At 67.9% G+C, this 12,546-nt stretch carries 16 protein-coding genes and 1 tRNA gene; 10 read left to right on the top strand and 7 right to left on the bottom strand.

Annotated features, from left to right (window positions below; all coding sequences use genetic code 11):
- The 3 genes from PO768_RS25200 to PO768_RS25190 all read left to right on the top strand — a co-directional run.
- Nucleotides 1–249 (top strand): zinc finger domain-containing protein (locus tag PO768_RS25200; protein ID WP_336297785.1); only part of this gene is annotated, 249 nt, incomplete at its 5' end.
- Nucleotides 234–1,265 carry an A/G-specific adenine glycosylase gene (gene mutY, locus PO768_RS25195; protein ID WP_272648235.1) on the top strand — a complete coding sequence of 344 codons (1,032 nt, stop codon included), beginning with the start codon at nucleotides 234–236 and terminating at the stop codon, nucleotides 1,263–1,265. The genes PO768_RS25200 and mutY, both read left to right, overlap by 16 nt.
- Nucleotides 1,266–1,304: 39 nt before the next feature.
- A complete protein-coding gene (locus PO768_RS25190; RefSeq protein ID WP_272648234.1) occupies nucleotides 1,305–1,613 on the top strand; it encodes a hypothetical protein in 309 nt (102 codons plus the stop codon).
- A 4-nt stretch (nucleotides 1,614–1,617) separates the two neighbouring features.
- Here the strand turns inward: PO768_RS25190 and rapZ are convergent, their stop codons facing one another.
- Genes rapZ through PO768_RS25175 form a run of 3 tightly spaced genes read right to left on the bottom strand, consistent with a single transcriptional unit; the run spans nucleotide 1,618 to nucleotide 5,104 of the window.
- Nucleotides 1,618–2,514, bottom strand: coding sequence for an RNase adapter RapZ (gene rapZ, locus PO768_RS25185; RefSeq protein ID WP_272648233.1), 897 nt, complete (start codon nucleotides 2,512–2,514; stop codon nucleotides 1,618–1,620).
- Nucleotides 2,511–4,229 carry a DNA repair protein RecN gene (gene recN / locus PO768_RS25180; RefSeq protein ID WP_272648232.1) on the bottom strand — a complete coding sequence of 573 codons (1,719 nt, stop codon included), beginning with the start codon at nucleotides 4,227–4,229 and terminating at the stop codon, nucleotides 2,511–2,513. Before recN ends, rapZ begins: the two co-directional genes overlap by 4 nt.
- Nucleotides 4,229–5,104 (bottom strand): NAD kinase, encoded by an 876-nt coding sequence (locus PO768_RS25175; protein ID WP_137943761.1) that lies wholly within the window; start codon nucleotides 5,102–5,104, stop codon nucleotides 4,229–4,231. Before PO768_RS25175 ends, recN begins: the two co-directional genes overlap by 1 nt.
- Before the next feature lie 69 nt (nucleotides 5,105–5,173).
- Between PO768_RS25175 and hrcA the strand changes: the two genes are divergently transcribed.
- A complete protein-coding gene (gene hrcA, locus PO768_RS25170; RefSeq protein ID WP_137943771.1) occupies nucleotides 5,174–6,199 on the top strand; it encodes a heat-inducible transcriptional repressor HrcA in 1,026 nt (341 codons plus the stop codon).
- Between the two features lie 89 nt (nucleotides 6,200–6,288).
- Nucleotides 6,289–6,365, top strand: a tRNA-Ile gene (locus tag PO768_RS25165).
- Nucleotides 6,366–6,470: 105 nt separating this feature from the next.
- On the opposite strand, the gene PO768_RS25160 is transcribed toward PO768_RS25165, so the two are convergent.
- Together PO768_RS25160 and PO768_RS25155 are read right to left on the bottom strand one after the other, a co-directional pair.
- A complete protein-coding gene (locus PO768_RS25160; protein ID WP_272648231.1) occupies nucleotides 6,471–7,214 on the bottom strand; it encodes a hypothetical protein in 744 nt (247 codons plus the stop codon).
- A complete protein-coding gene (locus tag PO768_RS25155; protein ID WP_272648230.1) occupies nucleotides 7,207–7,761 on the bottom strand; it encodes a hypothetical protein in 555 nt (184 codons plus the stop codon). Before PO768_RS25155 ends, PO768_RS25160 begins: the two co-directional genes overlap by 8 nt.
- Before the next feature lie 666 nt (nucleotides 7,762–8,427).
- Between PO768_RS25155 and PO768_RS25150 the strand changes: the two genes are divergently transcribed.
- The 3 genes from PO768_RS25150 to PO768_RS25140 all read left to right on the top strand — a co-directional run bounded on the left by PO768_RS25150 (nucleotide 8,428) and on the right by PO768_RS25140 (nucleotide 10,099).
- On the top strand, nucleotides 8,428–8,796 hold the full coding sequence (locus PO768_RS25150; protein WP_262970113.1) for a DUF1428 domain-containing protein: 369 nt from the start codon (nucleotides 8,428–8,430) through the stop codon (nucleotides 8,794–8,796).
- Nucleotides 8,797–9,019: 223 nt separating this feature from the next.
- Entirely contained in the window at nucleotides 9,020–9,322 is a 303-nt protein-coding gene (locus PO768_RS25145) for a hypothetical protein (RefSeq protein ID WP_272648229.1), read from the top strand.
- 33 nt (nucleotides 9,323–9,355) lie between these two features.
- Nucleotides 9,356–10,099, top strand: a complete 744-nt coding sequence (locus tag PO768_RS25140; RefSeq protein ID WP_272648228.1) for a tRNA-uridine aminocarboxypropyltransferase — start codon at nucleotides 9,356–9,358, stop codon at nucleotides 10,097–10,099.
- A 12-nt stretch (nucleotides 10,100–10,111) separates the two neighbouring features.
- Here the strand turns inward: PO768_RS25140 and PO768_RS25135 are convergent, their stop codons facing one another.
- Together PO768_RS25135 and PO768_RS25130 are read right to left on the bottom strand one after the other, a co-directional pair.
- Nucleotides 10,112–10,768: a universal stress protein gene (locus PO768_RS25135; protein ID WP_272648227.1), complete on the bottom strand. Its 657-nt coding sequence runs from the start codon at nucleotides 10,766–10,768 to the stop codon at nucleotides 10,112–10,114.
- A 366-nt stretch (nucleotides 10,769–11,134) separates the two neighbouring features.
- Complete coding sequence (locus tag PO768_RS25130) at nucleotides 11,135–11,362, bottom strand: hypothetical protein (RefSeq protein ID WP_262970109.1); 228 nt, start codon at nucleotides 11,360–11,362, stop codon at nucleotides 11,135–11,137.
- A gap of 211 nt (nucleotides 11,363–11,573) precedes the next feature.
- Between PO768_RS25130 and PO768_RS25125 the strand changes: the two genes are divergently transcribed.
- Nucleotides 11,574–12,245 carry a thermostable hemolysin gene (locus tag PO768_RS25125; protein ID WP_272648226.1) on the top strand — a complete coding sequence of 224 codons (672 nt, stop codon included), beginning with the start codon at nucleotides 11,574–11,576 and terminating at the stop codon, nucleotides 12,243–12,245.
- Nucleotides 12,242–12,546 (top strand): AMP-binding protein (locus tag PO768_RS25120; RefSeq protein ID WP_272648225.1); only part of this gene is annotated, 305 nt, incomplete at its 3' end. The genes PO768_RS25125 and PO768_RS25120, both read left to right, overlap by 4 nt.

Below are 12,546 nucleotides of genomic sequence, written 5' to 3'. Positions count from 1 at the left end.
CGCCTCAGCGGCCCGCGCTGCGCACGCCTGGCCGCCGCAGTGCGCCAGGTGCTGGGCGCGGCGCTGGAGGCCGGCGGCACAACCTTGCGCGACTTCAAGGACGCCCACGGCGTGGCCGGCAGCTTCCAGATGCAGGCCCAGGTCTATGGTCGCGAGGGCGAGCCCTGCCGGGTCTGCCGCACGCCGATACGCCGCATCGTTCAGGGTCAGCGTTCGACCTTTTTCTGTCCCTCATGTCAAAAGAAATAGTCCTGCCCGCCGACTTCGCCGCTGTGCTGGTGGCCTGGCAGCGCCAGCACGGCCGCCATGCCCTGCCCTGGCAGAACACCCGCGACCCCTACCGCGTCTGGCTGTCCGAGATCATGCTGCAGCAGACCCAGGTGAGCACGGTGCTGGGCTATTACCAGCGCTTTCTCGAACGCTTTCCCAGCGTCGTCGATCTGGCGGGGGCCAGTCTGGACGAGGTGCTGGCGATGTGGGCCGGCCTGGGCTATTACAGCCGCGCACGCAATCTGCATCGCTGCGCGGTGGCCGTGGCTCAGCAGCACGGCGGCCTGTTCCCGCCCAGCGCGGCGCAGCTGCAGGAGCTGCCCGGCATCGGCCGCTCGACCGCCGCAGCGATCGCTGCCTTCTGCTTCGGCGAGCGGGTCGCGATCCTGGACGGCAACGTCAAGCGGGTGCTGAGCCGGCTGCTGGCCTTCGACGGCGATATGGCCAGCAGCGCGCAGGAGAAGCTGCTGTGGCGGCATGCGACGGATCTGCTGCCTACAGCGGCCGCCGATATCGGCGCCTATACCCAGGGCCTGATGGATCTGGGCGCCAGCCTGTGCGCCGCGCGCGCGCCGCAGTGCCTGCTATGCCCGGTCAGCGAGCTGTGCCGTGGCCGCGCCGAGGGCGAGCCGACGCGCTACCCGGTCAAGACCAGAAAGCTCAAGCGCGGCCGGCGCGAGAACTGGTGGCTGTGGCTGGAGCATGAGGGTCAGGTCTTGCTGCAGCAGCGCCCCGACACCGGCGTGTGGGCCGGCCTGTGGACGCTGCCGATGTTCGACGACGAGCAGGCGATGCTGAGCCAGGCCCGGCTGGTCGGCGCCGAGCTGGAGGTGATGCCCAGGGTCGAGCATGCGTTGACGCACTTCGACTGGGTGCTGCATCCGCGCCGCGCCGTGCTCGACAGCGCGGCCGTCGTCGGCTCGGGTCGCTGGGTGGCGCGTGAGAAGCTGGCTGACTATGCGCTGCCGGCACCGTTGAAAAAGCTGATCGTCTAGGCGTATGCTGCGCCACCGCATTCCATCATCCATCGAAGCATGAAGCCCCTGGTCAAAAGCGCTGTCGAATCCGCCCTGATCGCCCTGCTGGTGGCGGCTTGCTGCCTCTGGTTCCTGATCTCGGCCGGCGCCTCCGAAGACGATGTCAACGGCGCCAAGATGACCTTGCTGGCCCTGGGCCTGGCGGCCAGCCTGATCGCGCACTGGACCTATATGGCGCTGGCGCTCAAGCGTGATGGCCGGCCGCTGCTGGGCTGGACGGTGGGCATGGTGCTGCTGTTCCCGGTCGTCACCGTCGTCGCCCTGGTGCTGATGTCGGCCCGCGACGAGGAATCGCGGGCCGTCTGAGCGACTACTTGGCGTCCAGCTCGCGGTGGCGCTTCAGCACATGGCCGTGGCTGGCGAACTGCCGGGCCAGGGTCTCGACCAGATAGACCGAGCGGTGCTGGCCACCGGTGCAGCCGATCGCAACGGTCAGATAGCTGCGCTGGTCGGCGGCGAAATTGGGCAGCCACTGGCGCAGAAAGCCGCTGATCTGGCCCAGCATCAGATTGACCTCGGGCTGGGCCTGCAGATAGTCGGCCACCGGCGCATCGCGGCCGGTCAGCGGGCGCAGCTCGCGGTCGTAATAGGGGTTGGGCAGCACCCGCACATCGAAGACGAAGTCTGCATCGCTGGGCACGCCATGCTTGAAGGCGAAGGACTCGAACACCAGGGTCAGTGACTCGCCCTTGACCGAGACCAGATCGCGCACCCAGGCGCGCAGCTGGGCCGCGCGCAAGAGGCTGGTGTCGATCACGGTGGACTCGACGCGCAGCGCGGCCAGCAGCTCGCGCTCCAGCGAGATCGCGTCGAGCAGGGCGCGGTGCGCATCCCCGCCATCGCTGCCCGCGTCGCGCTGCCCGCTGCGCAGCGGGTGAGGGCGGCGGGTCTCGGAGAAGCGCCGCACCAGGGTCTCGTCATTGGCGTCCAGAAAGATCGAGCGCACCGCGACGCCTTCGCCGCGCAGCTGCTTGATCAGCGGCAGCAGATGCGGCAGCGAGCCCTCGCTGCGCACATCGACCGCGATCGCGACCCGGCGCTCACCGCGCTGCTTCTCGACCGCCAGGAAAGGGGTCAGCAGCTCGGGCGGCAGGTTGTCGACGCAGAAGAAGCCCGCGTCCTCCAGCGCATGCATGGCCACCGACTTGCCGCCACCGGCCATGCCGGTGACCAGCACCACATCGCTTTGCGGAACCGTGCCACTCATGATTTCGTCGTCCTGTTCTTGATATCTTGCTGGCCGCGCGGTGCGCCCGTCGCCGACAGCGCCAGCATCTCCTGCGCATGGGCCAGGCTGGCCGAGGACAGGCGTTCGCCGCCCAGCATGCGGGCGATCTCCTGCACCCGGGTCTCGCCGGCAATGGCCTGCACCTCGCTGGCGGTGGTGCCGGCGCGCAAGGCCTTGGAGACCAGGTAGTGATGGTCGGCGCAGGCGGCCACCTGGGGCAGGTGGGTGACGGCCAGCACCTGGCGCTCGCGGCCCAGCTGCTTCATCAGCCGGCCCACGGTCTCGGCCACCGCGCCGCCGACGCCGGCGTCGATCTCGTCGAAGATCAGCGTGCCCGCGCCGTCCTGCTCAAGCTGGCTGGTCGTCACCGCGATCGCCAGCGCGATGCGGGAGAGCTCGCCGCCCGAGGCCACCTTGGCCAACGGCCGCGGTGTGCTGCCGGCATGGCCGGCCACCATGAATTCCACCGATTCAAGGCCGAAGCTCTGCGGCTGGTCTTGCGCCAGCAAGGCCACCTCGAAGGCGCCGCCGGCCATGCCCAGCTGCTGCATCGCCTGCGTGACGGCGGCGGCCAGCTGGGGCGCGGCCTTGCCGCGTTCCTGGCTGACGCGCCTGGCCTCGCGCTCGAAGGCACTGCGGGCCGCAGTCAGACTTTTCTCCAGCGCGGCCAGATCGCTGGCCTCGTCCAGCGCCGCCAGCTCGGCCCGCCATTGCGAGAGCAGGGCCGGCAGCTCTGCCGGTGGGCGGCGGTAGCGCCGCGCTAGGCTCATCCAGGCCGACAGGCGCTCGTCCAGTTCCTGCAGCCGCTCGGGCTCCAGATCAGCGCCGTGCAGATAGGTGGACAGGGTGTGTGCCGCATCGCGCAGCTGGGCCTGCGCGCCCTGCAGCGCCTCGACCGCCGGTGCCAGGCGCGTGCTGTCGTAGTCCAGCACCTGCTGCAGCTTGTCCAGCGCCTGCTCGGTCAGGCTCTCGGCACTCTGTTCGGCCTCGCCGGAGCCGCCTTCGATGGCCTCCAGCGCGGCTCGCGCGCCCTCCATCAGCGCGGCGGCATGCGAGAGACGCTGGTGCTCGCTATTGAGCTCGTCCCACTCGTGGGCGCCGGGCGAGAGCTTGGCCAGCTCGTCGATCTGCCAGGCCAGGCGTTCGCGCTCGCGGCCCAGCTCGCCTGAGCGGGTCTGCGCGGCCTCCAGCCGTTCGCTGAGCAGCTTCCATTGCGCATAGGCCTGGCCCAGCGGCGCGCTGTCGAGGCCGGCGAAAGCGTCCAGCAGCGCGCGCACCGAGGCCGGGCGGGTCAGGCCTTGCCAGGCATGCTGGCCATGGATGTCGAGCAGGCTGTCGGCCGTCTCGCGCAGCTGGGCCACGGTGGCCGCGCTGCCATTGATCCAGGCGCGGCTCTTGCCCTGGGCATCGATGACGCGGCGCAGCAGCAGGCTGTCGCCCTTGTCGAAGCCGGCCTCGTCCAGCCAGCTGTTCAGACGGGCCGGGCAGTCGAATTCGGCGCTGATCTCGGCCCGCGCCGCGCCTTCGCGCACCACGCCGGCGTCACCACGGCTGCCCAGCGCCAGCTGCAAGGCATCGACCAGGATGGACTTGCCGGCGCCGGTTTCGCCGGTGAGCACGGCGAAGCCGCCGGCGAAGTCGAGCTCCAGCTCCGGCACGATGACGAAATCGCGCAGGCTCAGTCGGCGCAGCATCAGGACACTCCCTCGTACCAGCGCAGCTTGCGGCGCAAGGTCGCGTAATAACTCCAGCCCTGCGGATGCAGAAAGCAGACCTTGTGGGCCGAGCGCCGCACCGTGATGCGGTCGCCGTGCAGCAGGCTGGCCAGGCTTTGCATATCGAAATTGACGCTGGCATCGCGGCCGGCCACGATCTCCAGCCTGACCTCGCCGGTATCGGGCAGCACGATGGGGCGGTTGGACAAGGCATGCGAGGCAATCGGCACCAAGACCCAGCCGGCGATGCTGGGGTGCAGGATGGGCCCGCCCGAGGACAGCGAGTAGGCGGTCGAGCCGGTGGGCGAGGCGACGATCACGCCGTCGGCCCGCATATTGGCAACGAACTCGTCGCCCACATCGACCTTGATCTCCACCATGCTGGCCGTCGCGCCCCGGCTGACCACCACATCGTTGAGCGCCAGGCCCGAGAAGATCACCTCGCCGTCGCGCCAGACCGCGCCTTCCAGCATTGCGCGCTGCTCCATCTCGAAGTCGCCGGCCAGTATCGGCGCCAGCGCCTCGCGGAATTTCTCGACCGAGATGTCGGTGATGAAGCCCAGCCGGCCCTGGTTGATGCCCACCAGCGGCGTGCCGTAGCGGGCCATCTCGCGGGCAAAGCCCAGCATCGTGCCGTCGCCGCCGACGACGATGGCCAGGTCGCAGCGCGCGCCCATCTCCTCGTTGGACAGGGCTTCGAAGTCGGTAATGCCGGTATTCAGCGCGGTGTCGCGCTCCAGCGAGACATCCAGCCCCAGGCCGGTCACGAAGTCGGCAATTTCCTCGAGTACCGGGCGTATACCCCGGGCCTGATGCTTGCCCACGATCGCGACATGTTGAAAACGCTTGGCCATGCGCAGAATTACACCACAGCGATGTGAACACACGCTGACTCGGGCGCGGTAGTCCGTACAATGAAAACCATGCTCGACGAGCGCTCCAAATCACTGCTGAAAACCCTGGTCGAACGCTATATCGCGGACGGCCAGCCCGTGGGTTCGCGCACGCTGTCCAAGGCCTCGGGCCTGGAGCTGAGCCCGGCGACGATACGCAATGTGATGGCCGACCTGGAGGAGCTGGGTCTGATCGCCAGCCCGCACACCAGCGCCGGCCGCATCCCGACCGCGCGTGGCTACCGGCTGTTCGTCGACACCATGCTGACGGCCCAGCCCGCCTCCATCGTCGGCGCCGACCTGCGGCCCATCGAAAGCTCGCAGCTGCAGCCCGACCAGCCGCAGCGCGTGATCGCCAGCGCGGCCCAGCTGCTGTCCAATCTGTCCAGCTTTGTCGGCGTCGTCACCGCGCCGCGCAAGCCCAGCGTGTTCCATCACATCGAGTTCCTGCGCCTGGGCGAACGCCGGGTGCTGGTCATCATGGTCTCGCCCGACGGCGATGTGCAGAACCGCGTGATCTTCACCGCGCAAGACCTGACCCAGCCCGAGCTCGCCGAGGCCAGCAACCGGCTCAATGCCCACTATGCCGGCCTGAGCCTGGAGGCGGTGCGCGAGCGCATCAAGAGCGAGGTCGATGCGCTGCGCGGCGAGATCGGCCGGCTGATGAGCGCGGCCGTGCAGGTCGGCACCGAGGCGCTGGAGCACGAGGAAGAGCGCGTCGTGATCTCCGGCGAACGCAATCTGCTGACGATGCAGGACTTCAGCAACGATATGGGCAGCTTGCGCCGCCTGTTCGATGTTTTCGAGCAGAAGACCCAGCTGATGCGCCTGCTCGATGTCTCCAGCCGCGCCGAGGGTGTGCGCATCTATATCGGCGGCGAGAGCCAAGTCGTGCCCTTCGAGGAGCTGTCCATCGTCTCCGCCCCCTACGAGGTCGACGGCCAGGTGGTCGGCACCCTCGGCGTGATCGGCCCGACCCGTATGGCGTACGACCGCATGATCCAGATCGTCGACATCACCTCGCGGATGGTGACGAACGCGCTGTCGCAGAAGTAGACGAACAGGCCGCGCAGCGCATCGGGCAGAGGTCGCGACCGCGCCTATACAATGCGCGGTTTCCGGTGCAAGGCCGGTATTCCCCCAGGGGGCCGTTAGCTCAGTTGGTTAGAGCAGAGGACTCATAATCCTTTGGTCGCAGGTTCAAGTCCTGCACGGCCTACCAAAAATAAATCAATCAGGACAAGGGCTTGCGTGCAGGTTGGCGCGTTGGTCCAGTTCTGATTGGACCCCGAATCGGACCCCGGATGGGGTTCGGCGGGGTTCGCTGCTAGAGGGTCAGCGCCTTGATTTCCGCCACCGCTGCCGCGTGACCGGCTTGTGTCAGTCGGTATCCCGCCTTGGCATCTCCATGAGCGAGCTTCTCGACATGGAGGTCACGCAGGCGATTGCGGACCGTACCGGGGCTGCGGCGGCTCAGGCTCTTAAGCACCGAGTCCACAGGCGTCACGTCCGGATAGTGGCTATGCAAAAGGATCAGGATTTCAGCCTTCACCGGAACATCGGCGTGAATGAGCCGCGTGCCGGCGATCTCCTCGACAAGCGTGCCGACGGGAGCCTGCACCAGCGCGATCAACGCCCCGGCTGCCTGCATTGAGATGCCCGTGGCATGGCGAAGCAGTTCGGCCGTTATCCAGGCCGCACCTTGGTGGGCATAGGCCAAGTCGTGGCTGTTCGTATCAACGTCGTTCTTGTGTGCGATGTTTCGCTTGTTGCGGAAGGTGTACATCGAGCGCGCAACGCGAGCCGCGCAGATACGGAGCCCTTCGTGCAACGCGGTGTTCTCGACCTTCTTGCCAAGGTAGTCATCGACACTCGGCTTTGCCTCGAATGTCCCGGTGTCGATGAACTGAAGGCACTGAACGAATGTCTCCACGAACTTCCCGGGGCCGGCGCGCTCAAGTGTTCGAGTCGCACAGTCGCGTCGAATCTTCACTAGATCGGCAGCCAAATCGGCAGACAGAGTAGGGCCGAGCAGGCCCTTCAGCGCATCTGCGAGGCGGGCCTCATCCACGGATCATTGCCTCCACGCGCTTGATGCCTTCGTGGCTGACCTTGTAGAGCTTGCGCGCTTGCTGGCTGCTGCCGCTCTTCTTGAGTTGCAGCATGAGCATCGGCTTCTGGTTCTTCATCTGGTCAATCGCGTCGGTGATGTTCGCGAGCTTGTGTCCGAGGTGCGTCAACTCTTTGTTGGCCTGGGCTGCGTTGAAGCTCTCGGCCGCCTCACAGACTTGCAGCCAGTAGCCAACCACCAGCGCTTTCTCTGCATTGGTCTTGGGATTGGCTGCGGCGTAGAGCTCCGCGAACGTGCCGTAAGTCGCTGGGCTCTTCGGCGTCGCATCCGCACCACCTGACTCGGGCTCGTTGCCGGCCGTAGGGGCGGTGTCCGCCGCAGGGGACGCGGCATGGGGTGCGGCGCGACCGCCAGCGAACTTCGGGTTGATCCCGAGCAGGCTTGCGATGTACGTCAGGACGCGCATCTGGGCTTCTTCGTCGAGCGGCGCAAGCGCGCCGTGGATGGCCTGGATGGCGCCGAATTCCTTTGCTGCGTCAGAGCTCATAACTAATGACTCCTGTGGATGATATTCGATCATTTTATGAGTCAAATCATTCGTGTCAATGGGTCATGTTTTATCGAATATGTGCCGGGGAATCTTCTGGGTGCTCGGTTGCCTTGGGCCCCATTGTTCATCGGGGATAGCCACAAGGGGTCGAGGCGATGGGAAGATTCTTGCGGCCAAATTCAGGCTTTGCGGTGAAAGAAGGGTACCCAGTCGGGTTCCGCTTGAGGCGGTTTACCCTTTTCGCCTTTCCTTGCCGCCGTGGCGGCGGCCCAGGCAGGGCGCAGCGTCTCCAAGATGGACACAGGCTGGGCGATCAGGCGTCAGTCCAGATCAGGGGGCAGCGGGCCGGAATTCGCGTGGCTCCTGAGCGCAGAATGCTCGAGTCCGAGCCCGAGCCCGATCACATCTCAGCTTTGCTTTGCCGCGCGGTCGAGTGAGCCGCCACAGCGAAACGGCCGTCCGGCACGCTCGAGCGTGACCTGCAAGGGCGAAGCGTCTACGCTGAGGGCGCCGCGACGGCTGACCCGGCTGTCATTCTTCCGAATAGGCTTGTCCTCCCTGCCGGCGTGCTATGTCGATATGGATGCCGGTCATTCGTCGATGGGATGCGAGGCGCCCCCTCAGGTGGGCGCGCCGAGCGTTCAACTGAACAGGAGTGAAGACATGCCATACATCGATGGTTTCGTGATCGCGGTCCCCACCGCCAACAAGCAGCAGTTCATAGAGCACGCGCGTCATTTCGATTCGCTATTCATCGAGCTCGGCGCGATCCGTGTGATCGAAGCCTGGGGCGACGATGTTCCCGACGGCAAAGTCACCGACTTCCGCCGCGCAGTCCAGGCCACGGCCGAGGAGACGGTGGCTTTTTCGTGGGTCGAATGGCCGGACAAGGCCACGCGCGACGCAGGCATGAAGAAGATGATGGAAGACCCGCGCATGGATCCCTCCACACCCGGCAACCCGCCGATGCCCTTCGACGGCAAACGCATGATCTTCGGCGGCTTCGAGCAGGTGGTCGAAGTGAAGGCCTGAACAGGGGTGTCGCCGGGGCGCCAGCATCCAGTCGGCCGACACTCCCTGTTCGCGCGCCGGCAAGTCGGCGACATAGGTCGACAGGGTCATGCAAGCCTTGATACGCTGCACGGCGGGCCTGAATAAGACGGGCAGGGCGAGGATCAAGAACCGGCCGCGCCCCTACCTGCTTGCAGGTCCTTCATCAGAACTGTTCAGCCCCTGAGTCGCACAGCGACCCCCAATGGAGGCCGAAGACCTGGACAACAAGGATCTCGAGCGCCTGCCCTGCGTCAAGCAGGGCCTGTGGTTTCATGGCGGGGTCAGCGCCTGCCATGTCCGCATCGTGCACCACCACCTGCTCATGGGCAGCGGCGATGACGACGACCCGCCCGAGCTCGCGCGCGACCGCGTCGCCGACTGCTACTACGTGCTCTTCGACCTGCCCCATGCCGACTGGCACAACGGCGGTGCCGCGCTGTCGCTGCGCGAGGCGGTCTTCATCGCGCAGCGCCGGCTCGGCCCCATGCTCAGCTGGAGCGATTGAGCCGGGGCGCCGGCAGCCCCTAGACTGCCCGGCATGCCCCATGCCGTTTCCCGCCTGCGTGCCGCCTGCCTCGCGCACAGCAGCACCCGCCCTCATCTCGATCGCGGCACGCCCCGCAAGGAGCGCTGTGCGCGCTGCCGCCTGATTCCCAGCCACTGCATGTGTGCGCTGCGGCCGCAGCTGGCGGCACCGCCGCGCTCGGCCCTGTGCCTGATCATGGCCGAGTTCGAGCCGCTCAAGCCCAGCAACACCGGCTGGCTGGTGGCCGATGTGCTTCCGCAGACCCACGCTTTCGCCTGGTCCCGCGTCGCTGTTGATCCGGCGCTGCCGGCCTTGCTGGCCGATCCGCAGTGGCAGCCCTATCTGGTGTTTCCCGGCGAGTTCGTGGCGGCGCCCGAGCGGGTGGTCAGCGAGCCCGCGCCGCCGTCGTCCGACGGGCGCCGCCCGCTGTTCGTGCTGCTGGACGGCACCTGGTCCGAGGCGCGCAAGATCTTCCGCAAAAGCCCCTATCTGGACCGCTTGCCGGTACTGAGCCTGAGGCCCGAGCAGCTCTCGCGCTACCGCCTGCGCCGCTCCAGCCACGAGCACCATTTCTGCACCTCGGAAGTGGCCGCGCTATGCCTGGCCCTGGCCGGCGATCTGCACGCCGCGCAGACGCTGGAGGCCTATCTGGATGTGTTCAGCGCCCGCTACCTGAGCGCGCGGCAGAGCGTGCCGGCGGATCCGCAGGACGCGGCCCACCAGCGGCTGCGCGACCTGGCCGCGCCCCCGCGCTGAGGGCCGCAGGCCTCAGTGCGACATCAGCACCGGCACCGTCATCGCGTCCAGCAGCCCGCGTGTGGCTCCGCCCAGCACCAGCTCGGTCCAGCGCGAGTGGCCATAGGCGCCCATCACGATCAGGTCGGCGTCCTGATCGGTCGCGCGCGACAGCAGGGCCTCGGCCACACCGATCTCGCTGCGTTCCTCGCGGGCCTCGGCGGCCACGCCCTGCCAGGCCAGCCATTGCTGCAGCGCCGCCAGCCGCGGCCGCAGGTCTTCATCCTCCAGGCTCTCACGCCAGCTCAGCAGCTGCACGCTTTGCGCCTGACGCAGCAGCGGCAGGGCATCATTGAGGGCGCGTGCGGCCTCGCGGCTGTCATCCCATGCCACCAGGGCGCGTTGGCCCAGGGTCTTGAAGCTGGCCGCATAGGGCAGCAGCAGGGTGGGGCGGGCGCTGTGCAAGAGGACCTGCTCGAGCACGGCGCGCGCCTGGGTGTGGCCGGGCCTGTCGGGGTCGGGCTGGCTCATCAGCAGCAGGTCCGAGCAATGGGCATGGCGCACCAGCGAGGACGCGCTGTCCGCCGGGTCGACGATCACCTCGCAGGAGCGCAGACCAGCGGCGGCACAGGCGGCGCGAAACAGCGCGGCGGCCTGATCGGCCTGCTGCTGCAGCAGCTCCCAGGCCATGGTGTTGAACTCGGCCAGCGCCGCGCCGGCCTCGGGAACAACCGGGAAATTCAGCAGCCCGGTGGGCGNCGGCCTGATCGGCCTGCTGCTGCAGCAGCTCCCAGGCCATGGTGTTGAACTCGGCCAGCGCCGCGCCGGCCTCGGGAACAACCGGGAAATTCAGCAGCCCGGTGGGCGCCAGGCCGACCAGATGGCATTCCATGCGCTGCGCCAGCGCGATGGCCTGGCGACTGCGCTCGGTGCATTGCGGGGTCTGATCCAGGTGGACGAGAAGGCTGCGATAGCTCATCGGGGCTCCCTGCGATGGATGGTGCCGGTGCAGGCCAGTCTAGGCATTGCGGCCGCGTGGGCCTTGAGCCAGATCAATCAAGCCGGCGGAATCTCATCGCCCATCTTGATCAGGCCCTTGGCGACGAAGCGCTTGAAATCGCCCAGCGGTATCGCCGCCGAGCCATGGGTCTCGCCGTCGACCCAGCTCAGCGTGGCGTCGGCTCGGGTGGTCTGGACCTCGATCGGCCCCTTGCGTATCACGATGCTGGGGCCGTCGCCTTCGCGGTACTCGACCTTGCCGGTGATGAGGGCGGTCTGTGTCATGAGCGTCTCCAGGTTTGCCGTGAACAGGGCTCAGCATCGTCCCCGCAGCGCTCGCCGCGAAGCGGACGGCCCCGCCTGCGGCTGTAGCCCTTGTCCTACCCGCGCGGCGCCCGGACCGGTTCTTCTCGCTTAATGCACGCTTAATCGCCAGCCCCGAGCATCCGCTCCCATACCGACCCGCCGCCCCTGGCGGGTTTGCGAAGGAGTGAACTTGCTGAGCGCTGCCTGTTGTTTCCCGCCCCCGTGCTCCGACACCCGAACGTCGGCTGCGGCGCCCCTCGCGGCAGGCTCGCGTCTGCGGCTGCATCGGCCCGGCGAGCCCGGCCGCAAGGCCGTCGAGGCCTTCATCGCCGCCATCTATGCCCAGCGCTTCGGCGCCACGCTGCGGCAGTTCGCGCCGCTGCTGCTGAGCCTGTGCGACGAGAGCGGCGAGCACATCGTTGCGGCCGCCGGCTACCGGCCCGCCAGCGAGACGCTGTTCCTGGAGCGTTATCTGGCGGCGCCTATCGAGCAGCTGCTGGCCCGCCAGGCCGGCGCGGCGACGCCGGCACGCGGGCGCATCGTCGAGGTCGGCCATCTGGCCGCGGCCCGCTCCGGCGAGGGCCGGCGCCTGATCATGCTGATGGGGCCGCACCTGGCCGAGCAGGGTTTTGAGTGGGTGGTCAGCACACTGACCACCGAGCTGCGCCATCTGTTCCTGCGCATCGGCGTCACGCCGCTGGCCCTGGGCCTGGCCGACCCGGCCGTGCTGGAGCCCGACGAGGCGCGGCTGTGGGGCAGCTATTACGAACACCGCCCGGTCGTGCTGGCCGGCCATCTGCCGCAGGCGCTGCAGCAGCTGGCCCGTCGTCGTGCGGATCGTGCAGCCAGGGAGGCCTCATGAGCGGGCTGCTGCTGGGGCCCGGCGCCGCGCTGGAGGATGGGCGCCAGACCTGGGCCCGCGAGGCGCTGGAGAGCGCCGCCCATGGCCTGGCGCGCCGCCTCCGGGCCGGGGGCACGCGGGTGCTGGCCACTCTGATGGACAACTCGCCGGCCTGGGTCATTGCCGACCTGGCCGCAGCGCTGGCCGAGGTGGTCCATGTGCCGCTGCCGCTGTTCTTCACGCCCGAGCAGCTGGGCCATGCGCTGCAGGCGGCCGCGGTCGACACGCTGCTGGCGCCCGCCGCGCTGGCCGCGCGCTGGCC

Source organism: Paucibacter sp. XJ19-41, from assembly GCF_028462495.1.
In the GTDB taxonomy this organism is placed as follows: Bacteria; Pseudomonadota; Gammaproteobacteria; order Burkholderiales; family Burkholderiaceae_C; genus Roseateles_E.
The sequence above is the reverse complement of the archived record's forward strand: the minus strand, read 5'-3'. Positions and strand labels throughout refer to the sequence as shown.

What these genes read in the sequence shown, in the direction of transcription:
- mutY (WP_272648235.1), top strand. Translation starts at nt 234, where the DNA reads ATGTCAAAAGAAATAGTCCTGCCCGCCGACTTCGCCGCTGTGCTGGTG.
- PO768_RS25190 (WP_272648234.1), top strand. Translation starts at nt 1,305, where the DNA reads ATGAAGCCCCTGGTCAAAAGCGCTGTCGAATCCGCCCTGATCGCCCTG.
- rapZ (WP_272648233.1), bottom strand. Translation starts at nt 2,514, where the DNA reads ATGAGTGGCACGGTTCCGCAAAGCGATGTGGTGCTGGTCACCGGCATG.
- recN (WP_272648232.1), bottom strand. Translation starts at nt 4,229, where the DNA reads ATGCTGCGCCGACTGAGCCTGCGCGATTTCGTCATCGTGCCGGAGCTG.
- PO768_RS25175 (WP_137943761.1), bottom strand. Translation starts at nt 5,104, where the DNA reads ATGGCCAAGCGTTTTCAACATGTCGCGATCGTGGGCAAGCATCAGGCC.
- hrcA (WP_137943771.1), top strand. Translation starts at nt 5,174, where the DNA reads ATGCTCGACGAGCGCTCCAAATCACTGCTGAAAACCCTGGTCGAACGC.
- PO768_RS25155 (WP_272648230.1), bottom strand. Translation starts at nt 7,761, where the DNA reads ATGAGCTCTGACGCAGCAAAGGAATTCGGCGCCATCCAGGCCATCCAC.
- PO768_RS25150 (WP_262970113.1), top strand. Translation starts at nt 8,428, where the DNA reads ATGCCATACATCGATGGTTTCGTGATCGCGGTCCCCACCGCCAACAAG.
- PO768_RS25145 (WP_272648229.1), top strand. Translation starts at nt 9,020, where the DNA reads ATGGAGGCCGAAGACCTGGACAACAAGGATCTCGAGCGCCTGCCCTGC.
- PO768_RS25140 (WP_272648228.1), top strand. Translation starts at nt 9,356, where the DNA reads ATGCCCCATGCCGTTTCCCGCCTGCGTGCCGCCTGCCTCGCGCACAGC.
- PO768_RS25135 (WP_272648227.1), bottom strand. Translation starts at nt 10,768, where the DNA reads ATGGCCTGGGAGCTGCTGCAGCAGCAGGCCGATCAGGCCGCCGCGCTG.
- PO768_RS25130 (WP_262970109.1), bottom strand. Translation starts at nt 11,362, where the DNA reads ATGACACAGACCGCCCTCATCACCGGCAAGGTCGAGTACCGCGAAGGC.